This is a genomic window from Paenibacillus sp. D9, assembly GCF_001188365.1.
Lineage (GTDB): Bacteria > Bacillota > Bacilli > Paenibacillales > Paenibacillaceae > Paenibacillus_O > Paenibacillus_O humicus.
Genome location: NZ_JZEJ01000001.1, coordinates 5,301,523 through 5,318,447, shown reverse-complemented (window position 1 = coordinate 5,318,447; position 16,925 = coordinate 5,301,523). Strand labels below are relative to the sequence as shown.

Sequence of the window (16,925 nt, the reverse complement as noted above, 5' to 3'; positions counted from 1 at the left end):
CTTCCATTAATAATTCTTAATCCTCTTCTAACAATCGAAGGATAAAATAAGTCCAGGCAAAGGATAAATAACGCCAGAGGTTGTTCCATTTGCGTCGGTGTAGGTTATCATAGGATAACGCCATTTTCGGGGAGGACGAATGCATGGGCGAAATTATCGGATGGCTCCGGACCAAGGAGCGGCGGCTGCTGTTGTGGCTCAACCGCGGACCTGCCGATGCCAGGCTGCGTGCGGTTACCGGCCGCTGGCTGTCGACCGTCACCCATATGGGCGGAGCCACGTTCACGCTGGCCTCCTCCGCCCTGCTCGTTCTGCTGGGCTCGGGCTCTTGGAGGCTCGCCGGCGTTCAGAGCCTGATCGCCGTCATCGCGAGCCATCTGCCCGTCGCGCTCGTCAAGCGCACGATGAAGAGGCTGCGGCCTTACCAGGCGCTCGAGGGGGTCCGTACCGGCAAGAGCCCTCTGGAGGATTCATCCTTCCCTTCGGGACATACGACAGCCATATTCGCCTGGACGGTCCCTTTGCTGTATGCCGCAGCGTCGGGAGCCGCGTTCCCGCTTGCCCTGTTCGCCGGCCTTGCCATCGCCTGCTCGGTCGGCTGGTCGAGAATGTATCTCGGGCTCCATTATCCGTCGGATGTCGGGGCGGGCGCGCTGCTCGGCACGTTCACCGCTATGCTGGCGGTCGTATTCATAGGCAGCTCCATCTGAGCGCCGGATCAGACGAACAAAGGCTGTCCCTCCGGAACGCATTCCGGAGGGACAGCCTTTTCTCCTGAGTCAGGGCCTGCGGCCCTGACCGATACGCTATTCGCTGCCGGTTCCGAGCGGAACGCCGGCCTTCTGCCTTGCTTTCTCGGCATCCTCGCGTTCCTTGGCGGCTTCGCGGCTGCGCCTCGCTTGCTTCTCCTCGCGGTAGGCGGCCAGCGCCTTGGCCCCGACGACGGCCTCGCAGCGGTGGATCGGCATTCCCTGCTTGATGAACTTGCCCTCGTACTCCGTCAGAACAAGGTCTTCGCGGACCTCGTCGCGGTGGAGATCCAGGGAGATGTTCCGCAGCTGCAGCTCGGTCTCCGCATAGCTGTTGAGCGAGAATTCGAACAGAAGGCGCGAGTCGGTCTTCTGATGGATTTCCCCATACTCGTTGAGAATGCTTGAGTATTGCTCCAGGAAGCGCGGATGCGTGAGGCGGCGGCGCGCATGCTTCGCTTTCGGCCAGGGATCGCTGAAATTCAGATAGATCCGCTCGATTTCGCCGGGCGCGAACATCTCGCCGATTCCCTCGATGTTCGCCCGGAGCAGGGCCAGGTTCGGCGGATAGCCTTCTTGTCCCGCTTCGGCGCGTGCCTCCAGAGCCTTCTCCGCCGCTCTGCGGATCAGCTCGTCATACATGTCGACGCCGATATAGTTGACCTCGGGATTCAGCACGCTGTGCCGGCTGATGAAGCGTCCCTTGCCCATTCCCAGCTCGATATGGATCGGCTTGTCGTTGCCGAAAAACTCATTCCACTTGCCCTTGAGGCCGGACGCGTCCAGCACGACCAGCTGCGGGAGCGCCTCAAGCTCCTCCCGGATTCCTTTTCTTCCACGTAAACGCATTGATCTATGCCATCCTCCACTGTCTCTTCTATGAACTATCTTATTGTGCCGAATCCGGAGAGCGTTGTAAAGGCGGCTGCTCCAAAAAATAAAAGCGGCTCCCGTGCCGGAAACCCGGCTTGGTGCCGCTCTGCGATCTGCCGGGCAAGCCGGCTTAATTAAGCAATTGGTACGGAATCGGCTGCTCCAGCTCGTACGTCTCGGACAAAACGGAATTCAGCTTCCTGCGCGCGTCGATTCCGAGCCTGCGGTCTCCGTGGAACCGGATCCCCGCCAGCGCCATCAGTTCCTTGACCGTCAGCTCAACCGTGACCTTCTCGTCCCCGTGGGGAATTTTGACTGTGCTCATTTCCATCACCTCATGGATTTTTTTACAGCGTTCCCTAATTGGCCGACGCTTATGAAAACCAGGGCTAAAGTAGGATTGGAGAGCTGAAAAACCCTTGATTTAACTGGCTTCTTTCCTTTTCAATTTAACACATCATGTAAGGTATTGCAAGCCTAAATTAACCGCTTTCAAAATCTTTTCTGCCAGCTTCTTCCTTGCGCCCGGATTACTTCCGGACCATGGCTTTCACGAGAGATTTCATCTAAAATAGAACGTATGCGCAAGGCGGTGTTGTTCAGCCGCCTGATTCCGGCGCACAGCAAGGAAGGAGCAAGCATGGATCCACTGCATTCAACGCCGCTGTCCCCTTCCCCGATGGTATGGGGAGACAAGCGGTTCCATACATGGAACTACGAGATGAGAGACCATTTTGGCGGCAAGATCTTCAAGGTCATGCTCGATGCCGGCTTCACTTGTCCGAACCGCGACGGCACGATCGCCACCGGCGGCTGCACGTTCTGCAGCGCGCGGGGCTCGGGCGACTTCGCGGGCAAGCGGCGCGACGATCTGGAGGTGCAGTTCGCCGCCATCCGGGACCGCCAGCACAAGAAATGGCCGGACGCCCGCTATATCGGCTACTTCCAGGCCTATACGAACACGTACGCGCCTGTCGAGGAGCTGCGGGACTATTACGAGACGATTCTCGCCCAGCCCGGCGTCGTCGGACTGTCGATCGCAACCCGGCCGGACTGCCTGCCGGATGACGTCGTCGATTACCTCGCCGAGCTGAACGACCGCACCTATCTGTGGGTCGAGATGGGGCTGCAGACGATTCACGAATCGACTTCAGACCTTATCAACCGCGCCCACGACACGGCCTGCTACCTCGATGCGGTGGCGAGGCTGCGGGCGCGCGGAATCCGTGTATGCGCCCATATTATCTACGGGCTTCCGCAGGAAACCCATGAAATGATGCTCGCCACCGGACGCGCGGTCGCCGCCATGGACGTGCAGGGAATCAAGATCCATCTTCTTCACCTGATGCGCAAGACGCCGATGGTGAAGCAGTACGAGGCCGGCCTCCTCCGGTTTCTGGAGATGGACGAGTACGTCAATCTTGTCGTCGACACGCTGGAATTCCTCCCCCCGGAGATGATCGTTCACCGGCTGACCGGAGACGCTCCGCGCGACCTGCTGATCGGGCCGACCTGGAGCCTCAAGAAATGGGAGGTGCTGAACGCCTTCGACGACGAGCTGAAGCGCCGGGACACCTGGCAGGGCCGTCTTTGGCAGCCGGAAGCGGCGGTGCCGCTCGTGGCGGCCGCAGCGGCGGGTCCCGCGCTCACGAAGCCGGCCCGCAAGATGAATTCGGCGCGTTATGCGAAGCTGATGCAAGCCGCCGCGGATGCCGCGGAGCCCTGCACGGCGCCGGCTCTCTCCGCGCAGCTTCCCGAAGAGGCGAATAGCTGATGGGTTTCCTGTCCGTCATCGGCGCTGCCCACGGCTGGGTTAGGGAAAGAGTGCAGCCTGGCGACGCCGTCATCGACGCGACGCTCGGCGGCGGAGCGGATGCCCGCTTCCTGGCGGAGCTGGTCGGACCTCGCGGCAAGCTCATCGGATTTGATGTCCAGGGTGATGCCATCCTCCGGACCGAGGAGCGGCTCGCTCCGCTGGGAGACAGCGGCAAGCTGCCGGCGGTCAGCCTGCATCTGCGCAGCCATGCCGAGATGGGCATGGCGGTGCCGGATGGGGACCGCGGCCGGATCGCCGCCGTTCTGTTCAATCTCGGCTACCTGCCCGGCGAGGGCTCCGACCGCAGCATCGTGACGCAGCCCGCTTCCACCCTTGCCGCCATGGAGGCGGCGATGGAGCTGCTTCGTCCGGGAGGCGTTCTCGCCTGCGTGCTGTACCCCGGCCATCCCGGCGGCGAGGCGGAAGCCGATGCCGTCCTGGCCTGGGCATCCGCTCTTCCGTCCGGACGCGCGCAGACCGTCCTGTACCGGATGGCGCAGAAGCGCTCGGCGCCTTATGCGCTCGGCATGGAGAAACGGCAACTAACTTAAGGAGGCAGATGAACAAGATGGCAATCCGCAAATTGGAGCATGTCGGCGTCATGACCGCATCGCTCGAAGCATCGATCGACTTCTACAAGCAGGTGCTTGGCATGGAGCATACGTACACTCTTCCCCACTCCGACGGCAAGATCCGCCTGGCGTTCCTGAGATTTCCCGGCTCGGAGGAAACGGAGCTGGAGCTCATCGAGGGGTATGACGACAGCCTTCCGGCTGAAGGCAAAACCCACCACATCGCGTTCACCGTCGATGACGTGGAGGGCGAATTCGCCCGCATCAAGCGCATGGGCATTCCGCTGAGGGACACCGAGCTGACGACGCTTCCGAACGGAGCCCGGTACTTCTTCTTCTACGGTCCCGACGGAGAGCTGCTGGAGCTGTTCCAGCCGGGAACCCGTCCCGAATAACCCGATCCATTCATAGACCCCGATAAATCATACTTAGCAGATAGAGAACAGGAGCGGATGAACGATGACTGTCAACCCTTATCCATTGCAATTCAAACCTGAAATGAAAGAACGCGTATGGGGCGGACGGGCGCTGGAGCAATTCGGCCTGGAGCTTCCGGAAGGCCATATCGGCGAAGGCTGGATGATTGGCGACCACCCGAACGGCACGACCAAAGTGCTCGGCGGGCCGCTGGACGGGCTCGGCCTGGACGAGATCCGCGAGCGGTACGGACGGGAATGGTTCGGCAGCAAGGGCTTCTCCGAGAAAAACGGCCGTTTCCCGCTGCTGATCAAGCTGCTCGACTGCAATGACGATCTGTCCGTGCAGGTCCACCCTACCGACAGCTACGACCGTCTCCCGGCCGGCGAGCTTGGCAAGACCGAGATGTGGTACATTCTCGACGCCAAGCCGGGCGCCAAAATCATCTACGGCCTCAAGGAAGGCATCGACCGTACCGGACTGCAGCAGGCCATCGACGAGGACCGCGTCATGGACGCTCTGCAGGAAGTGACGGTCAAGGCGGGCGACGCCTTCTACATTCCGGCGGGAACCGTCCACGCCCTGTGCGCGGGCGTCGTCGTGGCGGAAATCCAGCAGAACTCCGATACGACCTATCGCCTCTATGACTACAAGCGCCCCGGCCTTGACGGCCAGCTTCGCGAGCTGCATGTAGAGGATTCTCTCAACGTCATTGCCTATGAGGGAGCCGGAGCGACACGCATGAGCACGGAGGACGCGCAGCCGGGCAGCTGGCTGACGATTGCCGAATCCCCATACTTCCTGGTGGACAAAGGGGTCGTTCGGGGGTCCTGGGAGCTCGCCACCTCCGCCGACAGCTTCGTCATCCTCGTCATTGCCGAAGGCCAGGGCAGCATTGCCTGGGGCGAAGGACAATCGCAAGCTGTCAAAGCCGGCGAATGCTTCCTGCTTCCGGCCACTCTCGGCAGCTACGAGCTGGACGGCGAGATGACCGTCATCCGCAGCCTCGTTCCCTGACCCGGGGTCAAGCCGCCATACAATCAAAGGAGCTGTACGCGAGCAGGCCATCCTGCTCCGTACAGCTCCTTTTTTTGCTGCCGGAAAAAACCGGCGGGAAGAAAAAAAGACCACCCGGCTCCCGCAACGGCGGCAAGCCGGATGGTTCTCCTATTACTCTCCGCTCAGCGGGATTGCTGTCCTCCAGCCAAGCCGATCAGCCGTCAGACGCTTACCCGGCCGCTACCGCTCCCTGACTCAAGCGCAGGCAATAAGCCGACCCGCCTCGCTTGCCGGACACTCCATACAGGACGACCAGCAGCGTGCCGGAACTGCGGTCGATCTCTCCCGTCGCCAGGAACTGCTCCAGATCGAACGGGAGCTTCTCCAGCACCGCATGCTTCTGGAGCTCCTTCTCTCCGAGGCCGAGAGCGGCGAAGGCCGGCGATACATCCTCAGGATGCTCCCCGAGCAGGCGCATCCAGCCGCCCAGCTCCTGCTTGTCCATCGTGAAGTCCCACCATACCTTGCGGGGCTTGTGGTTATGGCCCAGGAAGTAGTCGTACTTCATCAGACCTTCCACGACGTCGCGGTCAAATCCGGCCGGAGCCTCTCCGGAGTTCAGGAAGCCCTTCAGGCGGGAGAACAGATCCTCCAGCTGATGGCCGATCCTCTCCCAGCCTCTGCGCTCCCAGTAGTCGCCGTACTGCTGGAAGAAATCGAAGGCCGAAGGGAATACCCGCTCGATCAGGTACAGCAGCGTGCGGTCCATGCGATGGGCGTTCCAGTACTTCTCCAGCACGTCCTCCACCCGCTTGATCCGGATCAGGTCGGAGAACGGCATCAGGTTGTTGCCTAGAATTTCGTAAGGCGCCTGATCCGCGTACACATACCCGTATTTGTCGGCGTCGATCCGCAGTCCGGTGCCTCGCAGCATTTTAAGGAAGCCCAGCTGGAGCTCCTCCGGCCGCAGGTCGAAGACGTCGTTGAACGTCTTGCGGAACGTATCGTAATCTTCATGCGGGAGACCGGCGATGAGATCGAGATGCTGGTCGATCTTGCCCGATTCCTTGACCTTGGTCACCGTGCGCACGAGCTTGTTCCAGTTCTGGCGTCGCTGCACCGCCTCGTTGGTCACGTCGTTGGTCGATTGCACCCCGATCTCGAAGCGGAAGATGCCCGGAGGCGCATGCTCGGCGAGATAATCCAACACCTCGGGACGCATGATATCGGCCGTAATCTCGAACTGGAATACGCAGCCGCCGTGATTCTCGATCAGGAACTTGAACATCTCCAGCGCATAGTCGCGCTTGATGTTGAACGTGCGGTCGACGAACTTGATCGTCTTGGCTCCCGCCTCGATGAGGTAGAGCAGGTCGGCCTTGGTCCTCTCGATATCGAAATACCGGACGCCGACCTCGATGCTGGACAGGCAGAACGAGCAGCTGAACGGGCAGCCGCGGCTCGTCTCGAAGTAGACGACCCGATTCGCAAGCGATTCGCGGTCTTCCGGGAACCGGTGCGGACTCGGCAGCTCGGCCAGATTCAGCTTGGGACGGCCGATGTTGACCCGCACCTCCGGCCCGTTCTCCCGCAGCTTGCGGTAAGCAAGTCCGAAGACAAGATGGTATTTGCCCTCGCCGTCGATTTCCTGCAGGAGATGGTGGAACGTCTCCTCCCCTTCACCGAAAATGATGAAATCGACCTCAGGCAGCTTCTCCATCCATTCGGCCGTATCGTAGCTGACTTCAGGTCCGCCCATCACGATCCGCACGTCCGGAGCGATCTTGCGCAGAATCCGGATGACCTTGATCGTCTCCTCGATGTTCCAGATGTAGACGGAGAAGCCGATGACATCCGGATTTTTGCTGTACAGATCGGATACGATGTTCATCACCGGATCCTTGATCGTATATTCGGCAATCTCGATCGGGAAGTCCTTCTCCGCATAGGCCTTCAGGCAGCGGAGCGCGAGCGAGGTGTGGATGAATTTGGCGTTGAGTGTCGTTAATACTACTTTCATGGAATCCCTCTTTGCAATCGTCATTCTCCCATTCTACCCAACTTCGGAGCGAAAAAGAAGAGAGGGCTCCCTGGAAGCCGTCTCTCCCGCGTCAAAGTCAACGAGCTATAGACGCTGAACATAGGATCCAGCCGAATCAGCCGAGCAGATGGAATGTTCCCCGGAAGCGCCGGCGTTCACCTTCAAGCCGGGATTCCTCCTATAAAAAACCTCCGGACCTGGGGTCCGGAGGCGGTATGAGTCCGATGGATCAGCCGCGAAGCTTGATGAGCATGTCTTCCTTGAACTGGACATCCAGAACCGCATAACGGATGTTCCACTTGCCGTCTGCCGAAGCCGTCGCTTCGCCGGCCGCATAACCGCGCGGCTCGAAATCCACTTGCTTGCCGTACATCAGAACAAGCTGGATCTTCTCCTTCGGCAGCATGCCGTGCAGCTCGTAGGATGTGTTCGCTCCCCACATGCGGAGATCCTTCTGCATCTTGGAGCCGTAATAATCATAGAAATCCGGATTGACGTCCGCCTGGATGACCAGCCAGCCTGCCGCATCCCTCTCCGCCTTCCAGCCGGTCAGCGCCAGATTGCCGTCGCTGCCCTGAATGCTGCCGAATTCCTTCTTCATCAATGCCGCGATTTCGTCCAGCGAAGCCCCTTCCAGACTGTCCGGCAGCGTCGGCTTGAGGAAGCCGACTTTGGCCGCATCAAACTTCGCGGTACGCAGCAGATTCTCGGCGTCCTCTGAAGAAGTCGCAAAGTTGAGGTCTGCCGTCGTGTCGTCATAGCCGGAGGTCGTCAGGCCGATGAGCTCCCCGTACTGGTTGAACAAGCCTCCGCCCGAGCTGCCATGGTCGATCGGCGTGCTCACTTGGTAATAGAAGCTTCCATCGTCATAGCCGATGTTGCTGATCAAGCCTTCCGACACGGTGTTCTGCAGTCCGAGAGGGCTGCCGATCGCTACGACGGTATCGCCCTTCTGCACGTCGTCGAAGCTTCCGAATACAATCGGAACCAGATCCATATCCTGCTTGGTCAATACGAGCGCAAGATCGTTCTTCTCATCCGTGGCGGCGACTCCCTGGATGTCGATCGAGCGGCCGTCGTTCGTCATGATCTTGCCGGACTTGGCGTCCTTCATGACATGCAGATTCGTCAGGATGAGGCGCGGACCGGCGACAACGCCGCTTCCTTGTCCGTAATCGGTCTGGATCAGAACGACGCTGTCGTCGTTCTTGGCGACAATCTGCGCCGTCGTGAGACGCCGCGACGCGCGTTCCTTCTCGGCTTTTGCGACAGCGGCCTCAAGCTGGGCTTCCTCCGAAGAGATGCGGACGATGCGGGATTTGGCATCCCACTTCACCTCGGCTCCCATCGTCTCGCTGACGAAGCGGATCGGGACGAATGTAGTCCCGTTCAGAATTACGGCCGGGCTATCCAGCTTCACGGATTTGCCGTTCACGACGGCATGGGAAGCCCCAACCTTGAGGGACATGCTGAAGTAGCCTCCGCTGCTCGCAAGCAGCGTCCTCGTCTTGGGATCCCAGCTCAGCTCGCTTCCGAGCGCCTTGAAAATATCCTTCATCGGAACCAGGATCGATCCCTTCAGGATCACCGGACTCATCCGCACGGCAAGCTTCTTGCCGTCGAGCATAATAACGATCGGCTGAGCCTGCGCGGTCACTGCTTGGGCAGACGCCGCAGCCGCCGGAGCGGCAGGGGCTGCAAGCAAGGCTGCAGCCAGGACTGGCGCTGTCAGCAAGGCAGCGGCTGGACGGAGACGTTCTCCGATTAATTTCATGTCTGGACTCAACCTCTCTCCCAACCAGCGATTAGTAAACTTCCAGTATCTTACCATCGCTTGTCCGAAGTTGTCTATGAGAACGTGTGCCTGAAACGATCAAATCATTCTTGGTTTGGAATCGCTGCCGCGCCCATGCTATAGTAGAAAAATACGCATTCCAACGCGACAAGGAGAATGAATGGCCATGACCGTCCCGACATCCCCGTCTCCCTTTGTGGAGCTTCTTGACATGGACCGCCATATCGAAGGCGGCTGGTTCAAGGAAATTTGGAAAGCTTCCTATCAAATTCCCCATGAAGTGCTTGGAGACCGCTATTCCGGCGCGAGGGCAGCCGCCAGCTCCGTCTACTTCCTGCTGCATCCGGGCGAGGAATCCGCGTGGCACAAGGTGCTCTCCGACGAGCTGTGGCTGTTCCACGCAGGCGGGCCGCTCGAGCTGACGATCGGCGGGCATGGAGACAAGCCCGAAGCTGCGGAGACATTCATCCTCGGCCTGGACATCGCTGCCGGACAGACTCCGCAGGCGCTTGTCCCCGCAGGCGCCTGGCAGACCGCCCGGCCTGCCGGAGACGAGCCTGTGCTCGTCACCTGCATCGTGGCGCCGGCTTTCCACTACGACGATTTTTCGATGATCGCTCCCGACGAAAAGTAGAACCGACGAAAAAGCTGTTCCCTGCAAGCCTCAAGCAAGAGGCCCGGGAACAGCTTTTTTCCTTAAGGATCGCCGGCAAGACGCGCCGCGGCTGCCATGCAGCCCATCAGCCATGCAGCTCAAGCTCAAGCGGGCAGACCCTACAGGCGGGTGAGCTCCCGCGGATACGACGTCAGGACGACAGGCTGCCCGTCAAGTCCGATGTAGACGTCATCCTCGATGCGGACTCCGCCGATCTCCGGAATGTAAATGCCTGGCTCGATGGTGAAGAGCAGGCCCGCCTGCATGAGCGTCTTGTTCTCTCCATGTACGGACGGCTGCTCATGCACGTCGATCCCCATGCCATGGCCGGTGCGATGCGTAAAGTAGAAGCCGTATCCGTCCCCTTCGATCACGCTGCGCGCTCCCCGGTCCACCTCTGCGAGCGGCCTTCCCGCCTTCACGGCGGCCAAGGCGCTGCGGTTGGCCTTGAGCACCGAATCGTAGATGCGATGCTGCGAGTCCGTACCTTCTCCGATCAGGAACGTGCGGGTAATATCGGAGCAGTATCCATCCTTGTAGACGCCCATGTCGATCAGAAGCAAGTCGTTCTCCTGCAGCTTGTAACCGCTGGACCGGCCATGCGGCAAAGCGGTTCTGACGCCTCCGAGAACGCTCGTCTCGAACGCAGGCTTGTCGCCCCCGAGAACGCGCAGCCGGTACTCGATCTCGGCATTGAGCTCCAGCTCGGTCACTCCGGGAGCGGCTTTGGCTACCGTCTCCGCAAGCACTTGCTCCGCGAGGGCGACGGCTTTCTTGACGAGCTCGATCTCTCCTTCCGACTTGACGAGACGAAGCCCCATGACGAGCGGCTCCGCATCGCGGAAGGCGGCTTGGCCGTACAGCCGCGCCAGCTGCAAGTAACCGGAGTACCGCAGATGCGCGCTCTCTACCCCGACGACCGACGCCTGCGCCCCAGTCTCCTTCTCCAGCAGAGCGTAGGCATCGTCCGTATCGCCGATCCCTACCAGCCTGCCCACCTGGGCCGCCCCACGGGCGCTCTCCTCGTCGAGGGCAGGCACCAGAAGCGTATAACCGTCCTTGCCGGGCTCGATGACGAGCGCCATGAAACGCTCATGCGGATCGCTATAAAAGCCGGTCAGGTAAAATATGCTGGCCGGCGAGGTCAGAATGGCCAGATCCATTCCGGACGCATTCAGCGCCTCTTTCATTTTGAGCCAGCGATGCTTGTAGGGCAGCGTATCCATCGTTCATTACCTCCGGTTCTCTTCTGCGGTTAACTTCTCGTCTGCCATTGTATCATACCGAAGGCGGGAACGACCTGTGGATTTCGACACACATCAGCCCTATATGCACCGGGAAGCTCAGAGTAGGCGGAGTTGAACAAGGGTAAGGTAGGTGCAAGAGGTGAATGCAAGTGGAATTTTTGAAAAATGCCTTTCTGTTTCTTGGCGGCTTCCTGAATGTCGCCATTCTGCTGACGATCGCGATCGTCGTGATTCTGGTGCTGTGGGCTCGCCGCCGGGGGGACCGGCGTCGCGGCAGCTACTTGTCCGACCATTCCGAGCAAGCCCGGGAAGCGGAGAGCCGTCCGCAGAAGCAAAGAGATCGGGCTCGCGGGGAATGATCCCCCGGCCCGAGGCCGAACGAAGAACTGCCGGGACGCTCCGGCGGTTTTTTTCGTCCTTCTCCGCAGCAGGCGCAGTTGACCGGACATCCCCGGCGGGAGTAACGTAAAGGGAAGGGCAAGGAATGAACAAGGAGAGCGCACGGAAAGAGAGGCTGACCAAGCAATGTCAATTAAGATAAGAACACCCGAAGAAATTGCTCAGATGAGGCGTGCCGGCGCCATCGTGGCGGAATGCCACAGGCAGATTGCGGCCATGATCGCGCCAGGAATCACGACCATGGACATCGAGCGCCATGTCGAGGCCTACATCCGAAGCCAGGATGCGATTCCTTATACGATCGGATATAAAGGATACAAATATGCCACTTGCGCTTCGGTCAACGACGTGATCGCCCATGGCTTCCCGAGCGATGCGCCGCTTGCCGAGGGCGATCTGTGCACGATCGATATCGTTGTTCAGGCAGACGGCTGGATCGGCGATTCGGCATGGACCTATGCGGTAGGCCAACTGCCGGACGACGCCCGCCGATTGATGGAGGTGACCAAGGAATGCCTCGATATCGGCATCCGCGAAGCGCAGCCAGGCAAGAAGATCGGCGACGTCATGCATGCGGTGCAGAAGCATGCCGAGGAGAACGGCTTCTCGGTCGTAAGGGATCTGCTCGGCCACGGCGTCGGGCGAGAGCTTCATGAAGAGCCGAACTTCGCCCATGTCGGCAAGCCCGGCAAAGGCTTCCGCCTGAAGGAAGGCATGGTGCTCACGATCGAGCCGATGATCAATGAAGGCACCTGGCAGATGTTCATCGACTCCGACGGCTGGACCTGCCGCACGATGGACGGCAAGCGCTCCGCCCAATACGAGCATACGCTTGTCATCCAGGAAGGCGGACCGCTGATCCTGACGCAGCAGTAGCCTGTGCGCATGCTCCATGCAGCGAGCAAAAGCCCGTTGTCCGGAATAGCCGGACAACGGGCTTTTTAGGTTCAAACGGATAGGACGATCTGCCTGGAGCGCATAATCCTCTCCACTGGCAGGGAAAACATGGGGTCAGCCCGCGCCGGATATGGCCTTGAGAGCGGCCTTCTTTTGCGGATCCTCCTGCTGCAGCTTGGTCCGCAGCTGATCCATCAGCATATAAGCCGTCCGGTCCGTAACGACGCCGGTAGCGTCGATTTTGCTGCGGGTCTGGAAGCTCCTGATGTCCGCGTCGGTCTTCTCCCCGAACACGCCAGGCTGGTCCGCCGGGCCGTATCCGAGCGCCTCCAGCATGGACTGGAGCGTCTTGACGTGGTCGCCGTAGTCGCCTTTCTTCAGTTCCTCCCCGGATGGAAGAGCCGGAAGGGATGCATACGCAGGAAGATCGACCGATTCATCCGGCTTCACGCCCTTCTTGTGGATCCATTCTCCATTCGGCGTTTTCCACTGAGCCTCGGTCAGCTTGAGCACGGAATTGTCCTTGTACTGCCCGAAGCTCTGCACGATGCCCTTGCCGAACGTCGTCGTGCCGATGACCTTGGCGCCTGCCGATTCCTTGAGAGCGGCCGAGAGAACCTCGGCCGCGCTGGCCGTCTGCCCGTTGACGAGAACGACGATCGGAAGATTCAAGGCGGTCTTCTGCTTGGAATAGTATTTCTGAACTTTCTTGTCGTCCTTGTAGTCGACCTCCAGAATCATCTTGCCCTTCGGAATCAGCTTGTTCGCGATGTCGATCGTCGGCACGAGCAGGCCGCCCGGATTGGAGCGGAGATCGAGGACGAGCTTTTTCATCCCCTTCTTCTGCAGCTCCTCGAACGACTTGTTGAATTCCTTGGCCGTCGATTCGGCAAAGCGGCTGATGACGATCTCGCCGACGCCGTTCTCCAGCATGGCATGGGTAACGGTCGTAACCGGAATCGGCGCGCGCGTGAGCTCCACCGTCAGCGGCTGGCTTCCCGTCCGGGACAGCGTGACCTTGACCTTGCTCCCCTTCTCGCCGCGCAGCAGGCTGACGAGCTTTTCCATCGTGACGCCCTTGACCGGCGTGCCGTCGACAGCCGTAATCTCGTCGCCCGCCAGCACGCCGCCCTTCTCGGCCGGGGTGTCCTTCATGACGCTGTCGATCAGGTAGCGGTCCTCCTCTTGGCGCACCTGCACCCCGATGCCGACAAACTCCGGCTGGTAGCTCTGGATATAATCCTCGCCTTCGCTGCCCGGCATATAGGTCGAGTAAGGGTCGCCCAGCGCCGCCACCATTCCCTTGGCCGCCCCGTTCAGCAGCTCGTCGGGCTTCGTTCCGAACAGATAATCCTTCTTGATTTCTTTATAGGAGGCGTTGAAATTGCCGAATACCTTTTCCTTGATCACCGGATACTGGATGACCATCGACAGCCTTCCCGCCCCGAATCCGATCGCCAAGGCCGCGATCGCCCCTGCGACGCACCAGGTGACAAAGCGCTGCCTGGCAGCCTCGCTGCGCATTTGCTTCATGTCTGATCTCTCCGCTCCGCCCGCCTGGGCTGTTGTTCTCCTGTCCGAATCGGTATCCCGACCGGTGGATCCACGATCTTCCCTCGCATGCGCGCCCCGTCCGTCAGCCGGATTGAACCGCTTGCTTGTGCTACCTACTTTATCCTATTTGGGCGGAGCATTTCAATTTTCGTCCCCTTGAAGGCATCGGGGCGACTCCGGTACAATGAGGGATAGCTTGCCGAACCAGATAAAGAAAAGCGACAGGAAACGGAGAGAAAGCCGATGTACAAGCTGATTGCCATCGATGTGGATGATACGCTGCTGAACGACAGCCTTGAAGTGACCCCCGCCACACGCGCCGCTCTGACGGCCGCGCTGGACCGCGGAGTGACCGTAACGCTCGCCACCGGGAGGATGTTCGCTTCCGCCCGCCAGGTCGCCGAGGGGCTGCGGCTCAACGTGCCGATCATTACTTACCAAGGCTCCCTCGTCAAGACGCTGCTCGACGGACAGGTGCTCTACGAGCGCTATGTGCCCTCGGACGCCGCTGCCGAGCTGGACCGGTACTGTGTCGACAAAGGGCTGCATCTGCAGCTGTACGTGGACGACAAGCTCTACGTCCGCGAGGAGAACGAGAAGGTCAAGGACTACGCCCGCCAGTCCAAAATCCCGTATATCGTCGAGCCCGACTTCAGCTCCCTGCTGAAGCAGCCTCTGCTCAAAATGCTCATCATCGACGAGCCGGCCTATCTCGACCAGATCGCCCTGGACCTACAGCCCCTCATCGGCGGCACGGTCCATATTACGAAATCCAAACCGCATTATCTGGAGTTCATGCATAAGGAAGGAACCAAGGGACATGCCCTGAAGTTCATGGCGGAGCATATCGGCTGCTCCATGGAGGAGACGATCGCCATGGGAGACGCCTGGAACGACCGCGAGATGCTGCAGGCGGCCGGCCTCGGCGTCGCGATGGCGAACGCGCAGCCGGCTCTCAAGGAGCTCGCGGATTATGTGACGCTGTCCAACAACGAGGACGGGGTCGCGCATGTCGTCGACAAGTTTATCTTGAACCCGGCTTGACCGGGCAGGGGATGAAAAAGAGCGTGCCGCAGCTGCGGTACGCTCTTTTTTTGACGATGCTGTCGGCCTGACGGCTAGATCATGACCGGCATCGGATCGGTCTTGAGCTTGTTCTCCATGATCCAGCTGTCATCCGCATTGAACAGGTAGGCCCGGTGCACGAGCACATCCACCTCGTCGCCCGGCTTGAGCACTTCCTTCTCCAGCGAGCGGTACGTGATCAGCTTGCGGCCTCCGATATCCAGCTCCACCATCCATTCGCTGCCGCGGAAGTGGATATGGCGCACCTGGGCTCTCATCGTCGCGGAGGCAAGCGCGATTTCACCCGGCTTGCCGATCTCGATGTACTCCGGACGGATCAAGCCCTTGACTCCGGCCCAGCTCGACGCTTCCTCGAAGCCTTTGATGGATGCCACATCCTCGATCGTCGTCGATTCGCCGATGAACTCCGCGACGAACTGCGTCTGCGGCTTCTTGTAAATATCCCAAGGGGAGCCCTTCTGCTCCAGCCGCCCCTTGTTGATGATCATGATTTCGTCCGCGACCTCGATCGCCTCGTCCTGGTCATGCGTGACGAAGATCGAGGTGATGCCGACGCGCTCGATCATCTCCTTGAGCCAGGTGCGCAGCTCCGTGCGGATCTTGGCGTCGATCGCCGCGAACGGCTCGTCGAGCAGCAGCAGCTGCGGCTCCGGCGCGAGCGCCCTTGCGAAGGCGACGCGCTGCCGCTGACCGCCGGACAGCTGAGCCGGATAGCGGTGCTCGAAGCCCTTGAGCCCGGTCAGCTCGATCAGGCTCATGACCCGCTCGCGGATCGCGCTTTTGGACAGCTTCTTGACCTTCAGGCCGAAGGCGACGTTGTCAAAGACGGTCATATGCTTGAACAACGCGTAATTCTGGAACACGAAGCCGATGCCTCTCTCCTGAGGCGGCTGATCGTTGACCCTATTGCCGTGAATGATGATTTCGCCGGAGGTCGGCGACTCCAGACCGGCCAGCATGCGCAGAATCGACGTCTTGCCGCCGCCGCTCGGGCCCAGCAGACCGATGAGCTGCCCCTTCTGGATGCCGAAGCTGACATCCTGCACCGCCTGAAAGTCTCCAAAGGACTTGGTCAAACCCTTTACCTCAATATGCATGATCATGCACTTCCCTTCGCTAGCCGGCTTCCGTTCGAGCTGCTTATCGATAGAATATTCCTATTAGGTTACTTGGTATTAATGCTAATGTAGCAGAAGCCTTCCTTTCCCGTCAATGGATATGTCAGATCGAACGGCAAAATAGGCCAGGCTGGGCGAGGATGGTTCCAAACATGCAGAGCTGCAAATGCTGCGTTGCATATGGCAGCGCCATTTCGGCAGCGCCATTTCGGCAGCGCCATTTCGGCAGCGCCAAAAACGCCTGTCCATATGGACAGGCGTTTCCGGTTAAAACGATTTCTATGCGGCTTCATTCCGTCTTCTCGGTCACGTAAAGCTCTTCGCCGCCCAGGATGACGCTCTGGCCCTGGGTCAGATCGGTCATCCACGCTGTGAAGCGCTCCGCCTCTCGGGAGGCCGGCAGGCAGCGGACCCGCACGCGGTCGGTGAACTCGACGCCGTCCACGAGGATGCCTCTGGCATGCAGCTCGTTCTCGAGCTTGCCGTACCAGGTGTAGTCCACGTCGACGAAAACCTCGCGGTGAAGGACATTCGTAATCGGGCCGGCTGCCTCGATCGCAGCGACGGCTCCATCCGTATAAGCCCGGATAAGGCCGCCCGCGCCAAGCATGATGCCTCCGAAATAGCGGGTCACCACGATCGCGACGTTTTTCAGCCCCTGGTTCTTGATCACCTCGAGGATCGGCTTTCCGGCGGGGGCGCTCGGC

The 16,925-nt window shown here is 60.1% G+C and carries 16 protein-coding genes and 1 pseudogene; 9 read left to right on the top strand and 8 right to left on the bottom strand.

What is annotated here, in order from left to right; translation table 11 throughout:
- Window positions 1–143 precede the first annotated feature (143 nt).
- Window positions 144–710, top strand: coding sequence for a phosphatase PAP2 family protein (locus VE23_RS23820; RefSeq protein ID WP_049869363.1), 567 nt, complete (start codon window positions 144–146; stop codon window positions 708–710).
- A gap of 96 nt (window positions 711–806) precedes the next feature.
- On the opposite strand, the gene trmB is transcribed toward VE23_RS23820, so the two are convergent.
- The gene (gene trmB / locus VE23_RS23815; protein ID WP_048744707.1) at window positions 807–1,598 is read right to left on the bottom strand and encodes a tRNA (guanosine(46)-N7)-methyltransferase TrmB; all 792 of its coding nucleotides are present in this window, start codon (window positions 1,596–1,598) and stop codon (window positions 807–809) included.
- Between the two features lie 154 nt (window positions 1,599–1,752).
- Window positions 1,753–1,947: a hypothetical protein gene (locus VE23_RS23810; protein WP_048744705.1), complete on the bottom strand. Its 195-nt coding sequence runs from the start codon at window positions 1,945–1,947 to the stop codon at window positions 1,753–1,755.
- Between the two features lie 315 nt (window positions 1,948–2,262).
- On the opposite strand from VE23_RS23810, the pseudogene VE23_RS23805 reads away from it, so the two are divergent.
- From VE23_RS23805 to VE23_RS23790, 4 genes and pseudogenes are all read left to right on the top strand, one after another.
- Window positions 2,263–3,219: pseudogene (locus VE23_RS23805) on the top strand (TIGR01212 family radical SAM protein); the annotation flags it as partial.
- A 176-nt stretch (window positions 3,220–3,395) separates the two neighbouring features.
- The gene (locus tag VE23_RS23800; protein WP_049869362.1) at window positions 3,396–3,989 is read left to right on the top strand and encodes a tRNA (mnm(5)s(2)U34)-methyltransferase; all 594 of its coding nucleotides are present in this window, start codon (window positions 3,396–3,398) and stop codon (window positions 3,987–3,989) included.
- Window positions 3,990–4,006: 17 nt separating this feature from the next.
- On the top strand, window positions 4,007–4,405 hold the full coding sequence (locus tag VE23_RS23795) for a VOC family protein (protein ID WP_048750048.1): 399 nt from the start codon (window positions 4,007–4,009) through the stop codon (window positions 4,403–4,405).
- A gap of 64 nt (window positions 4,406–4,469) precedes the next feature.
- Window positions 4,470–5,444, top strand: a complete 975-nt coding sequence (locus VE23_RS23790; RefSeq protein ID WP_049869361.1) for a type I phosphomannose isomerase catalytic subunit — start codon at window positions 4,470–4,472, stop codon at window positions 5,442–5,444.
- A gap of 211 nt (window positions 5,445–5,655) precedes the next feature.
- Here VE23_RS23790 and VE23_RS23785 read toward each other — a convergent pair whose 3' ends face one another.
- Window positions 5,656–7,446, bottom strand: coding sequence for a B12-binding domain-containing radical SAM protein (locus tag VE23_RS23785; protein ID WP_048750044.1), 1,791 nt, complete (start codon window positions 7,444–7,446; stop codon window positions 5,656–5,658).
- A gap of 250 nt (window positions 7,447–7,696) precedes the next feature.
- Window positions 7,697–9,241 carry a stalk domain-containing protein gene (locus VE23_RS23780; protein ID WP_049869360.1) on the bottom strand — a complete coding sequence of 515 codons (1,545 nt, stop codon included), beginning with the start codon at window positions 9,239–9,241 and terminating at the stop codon, window positions 7,697–7,699.
- 181 nt (window positions 9,242–9,422) lie between these two features.
- On the opposite strand from VE23_RS23780, the gene VE23_RS23775 reads away from it, so the two are divergent.
- Entirely contained in the window at window positions 9,423–9,896 is a 474-nt protein-coding gene (locus VE23_RS23775) for a cupin domain-containing protein (protein ID WP_084781644.1), read from the top strand.
- A 140-nt stretch (window positions 9,897–10,036) separates the two neighbouring features.
- Here the strand turns inward: VE23_RS23775 and VE23_RS23770 are convergent, their stop codons facing one another.
- Window positions 10,037–11,143, bottom strand: coding sequence for a M24 family metallopeptidase (locus VE23_RS23770; RefSeq protein ID WP_049869356.1), 1,107 nt, complete (start codon window positions 11,141–11,143; stop codon window positions 10,037–10,039).
- A gap of 170 nt (window positions 11,144–11,313) precedes the next feature.
- On the opposite strand from VE23_RS23770, the gene VE23_RS23765 reads away from it, so the two are divergent.
- Both VE23_RS23765 and map read left to right on the top strand, forming a co-directional pair.
- Window positions 11,314–11,523 carry a hypothetical protein gene (locus tag VE23_RS23765; RefSeq protein ID WP_049869355.1) on the top strand — a complete coding sequence of 70 codons (210 nt, stop codon included), beginning with the start codon at window positions 11,314–11,316 and terminating at the stop codon, window positions 11,521–11,523.
- 166 nt (window positions 11,524–11,689) lie between these two features.
- Window positions 11,690–12,439, top strand: coding sequence for a type I methionyl aminopeptidase (gene map, locus VE23_RS23760; protein ID WP_048750003.1), 750 nt, complete (start codon window positions 11,690–11,692; stop codon window positions 12,437–12,439).
- A gap of 135 nt (window positions 12,440–12,574) precedes the next feature.
- Here the strand turns inward: map and VE23_RS23755 are convergent, their stop codons facing one another.
- The gene (locus VE23_RS23755) at window positions 12,575–13,993 is read right to left on the bottom strand and encodes a S41 family peptidase (RefSeq protein WP_048750005.1); all 1,419 of its coding nucleotides are present in this window, start codon (window positions 13,991–13,993) and stop codon (window positions 12,575–12,577) included.
- 264 nt (window positions 13,994–14,257) lie between these two features.
- On the opposite strand from VE23_RS23755, the gene VE23_RS23750 reads away from it, so the two are divergent.
- Window positions 14,258–15,058 carry a Cof-type HAD-IIB family hydrolase gene (locus tag VE23_RS23750; RefSeq protein WP_021880578.1) on the top strand — a complete coding sequence of 267 codons (801 nt, stop codon included), beginning with the start codon at window positions 14,258–14,260 and terminating at the stop codon, window positions 15,056–15,058.
- A 74-nt stretch (window positions 15,059–15,132) separates the two neighbouring features.
- Here VE23_RS23750 and VE23_RS23745 read toward each other — a convergent pair whose 3' ends face one another.
- Together VE23_RS23745 and VE23_RS27535 are read right to left on the bottom strand one after the other, a co-directional pair.
- Window positions 15,133–16,197: a sulfate/molybdate ABC transporter ATP-binding protein gene (locus tag VE23_RS23745; protein ID WP_049869841.1), complete on the bottom strand. Its 1,065-nt coding sequence runs from the start codon at window positions 16,195–16,197 to the stop codon at window positions 15,133–15,135.
- Between the two features lie 310 nt (window positions 16,198–16,507).
- A partial coding sequence (locus VE23_RS27535; RefSeq protein ID WP_232317028.1) for an IMPACT family protein occupies window positions 16,508–16,925 on the bottom strand: 418 nt, incomplete at its 5' end.

Bases quoted from the DNA above. Each gene is read 5' to 3' on its own strand.
- VE23_RS23800 (WP_049869362.1), top strand. From the start codon at position 3,396: ATGGGTTTCCTGTCCGTCATCGGCGCTGCCCACGGCTGGGTTAGGGAA.
- VE23_RS23795 (WP_048750048.1), top strand. From the start codon at position 4,007: ATGGCAATCCGCAAATTGGAGCATGTCGGCGTCATGACCGCATCGCTC.
- VE23_RS23780 (WP_049869360.1), bottom strand. From the start codon at position 9,241: ATGAAATTAATCGGAGAACGTCTCCGTCCAGCCGCTGCCTTGCTGACA.
- map (WP_048750003.1), top strand. From the start codon at position 11,690: ATGTCAATTAAGATAAGAACACCCGAAGAAATTGCTCAGATGAGGCGT.
- VE23_RS23820 (WP_049869363.1), top strand. From the start codon at position 144: ATGGGCGAAATTATCGGATGGCTCCGGACCAAGGAGCGGCGGCTGCTG.
- trmB (WP_048744707.1), bottom strand. From the start codon at position 1,598: ATGCGTTTACGTGGAAGAAAAGGAATCCGGGAGGAGCTTGAGGCGCTC.
- VE23_RS23755 (WP_048750005.1), bottom strand. From the start codon at position 13,993: ATGAAGCAAATGCGCAGCGAGGCTGCCAGGCAGCGCTTTGTCACCTGG.
- VE23_RS23750 (WP_021880578.1), top strand. From the start codon at position 14,258: ATGTACAAGCTGATTGCCATCGATGTGGATGATACGCTGCTGAACGAC.
- VE23_RS23785 (WP_048750044.1), bottom strand. From the start codon at position 7,446: ATGAAAGTAGTATTAACGACACTCAACGCCAAATTCATCCACACCTCG.
- VE23_RS23745 (WP_049869841.1), bottom strand. From the start codon at position 16,197: ATGCATATTGAGGTAAAGGGTTTGACCAAGTCCTTTGGAGACTTTCAG.
- VE23_RS23790 (WP_049869361.1), top strand. From the start codon at position 4,470: ATGACTGTCAACCCTTATCCATTGCAATTCAAACCTGAAATGAAAGAA.
- VE23_RS23775 (WP_084781644.1), top strand. From the start codon at position 9,423: ATGGCCATGACCGTCCCGACATCCCCGTCTCCCTTTGTGGAGCTTCTT.
- VE23_RS23810 (WP_048744705.1), bottom strand. From the start codon at position 1,947: ATGAGCACAGTCAAAATTCCCCACGGGGACGAGAAGGTCACGGTTGAG.
- VE23_RS23770 (WP_049869356.1), bottom strand. From the start codon at position 11,143: ATGGATACGCTGCCCTACAAGCATCGCTGGCTCAAAATGAAAGAGGCG.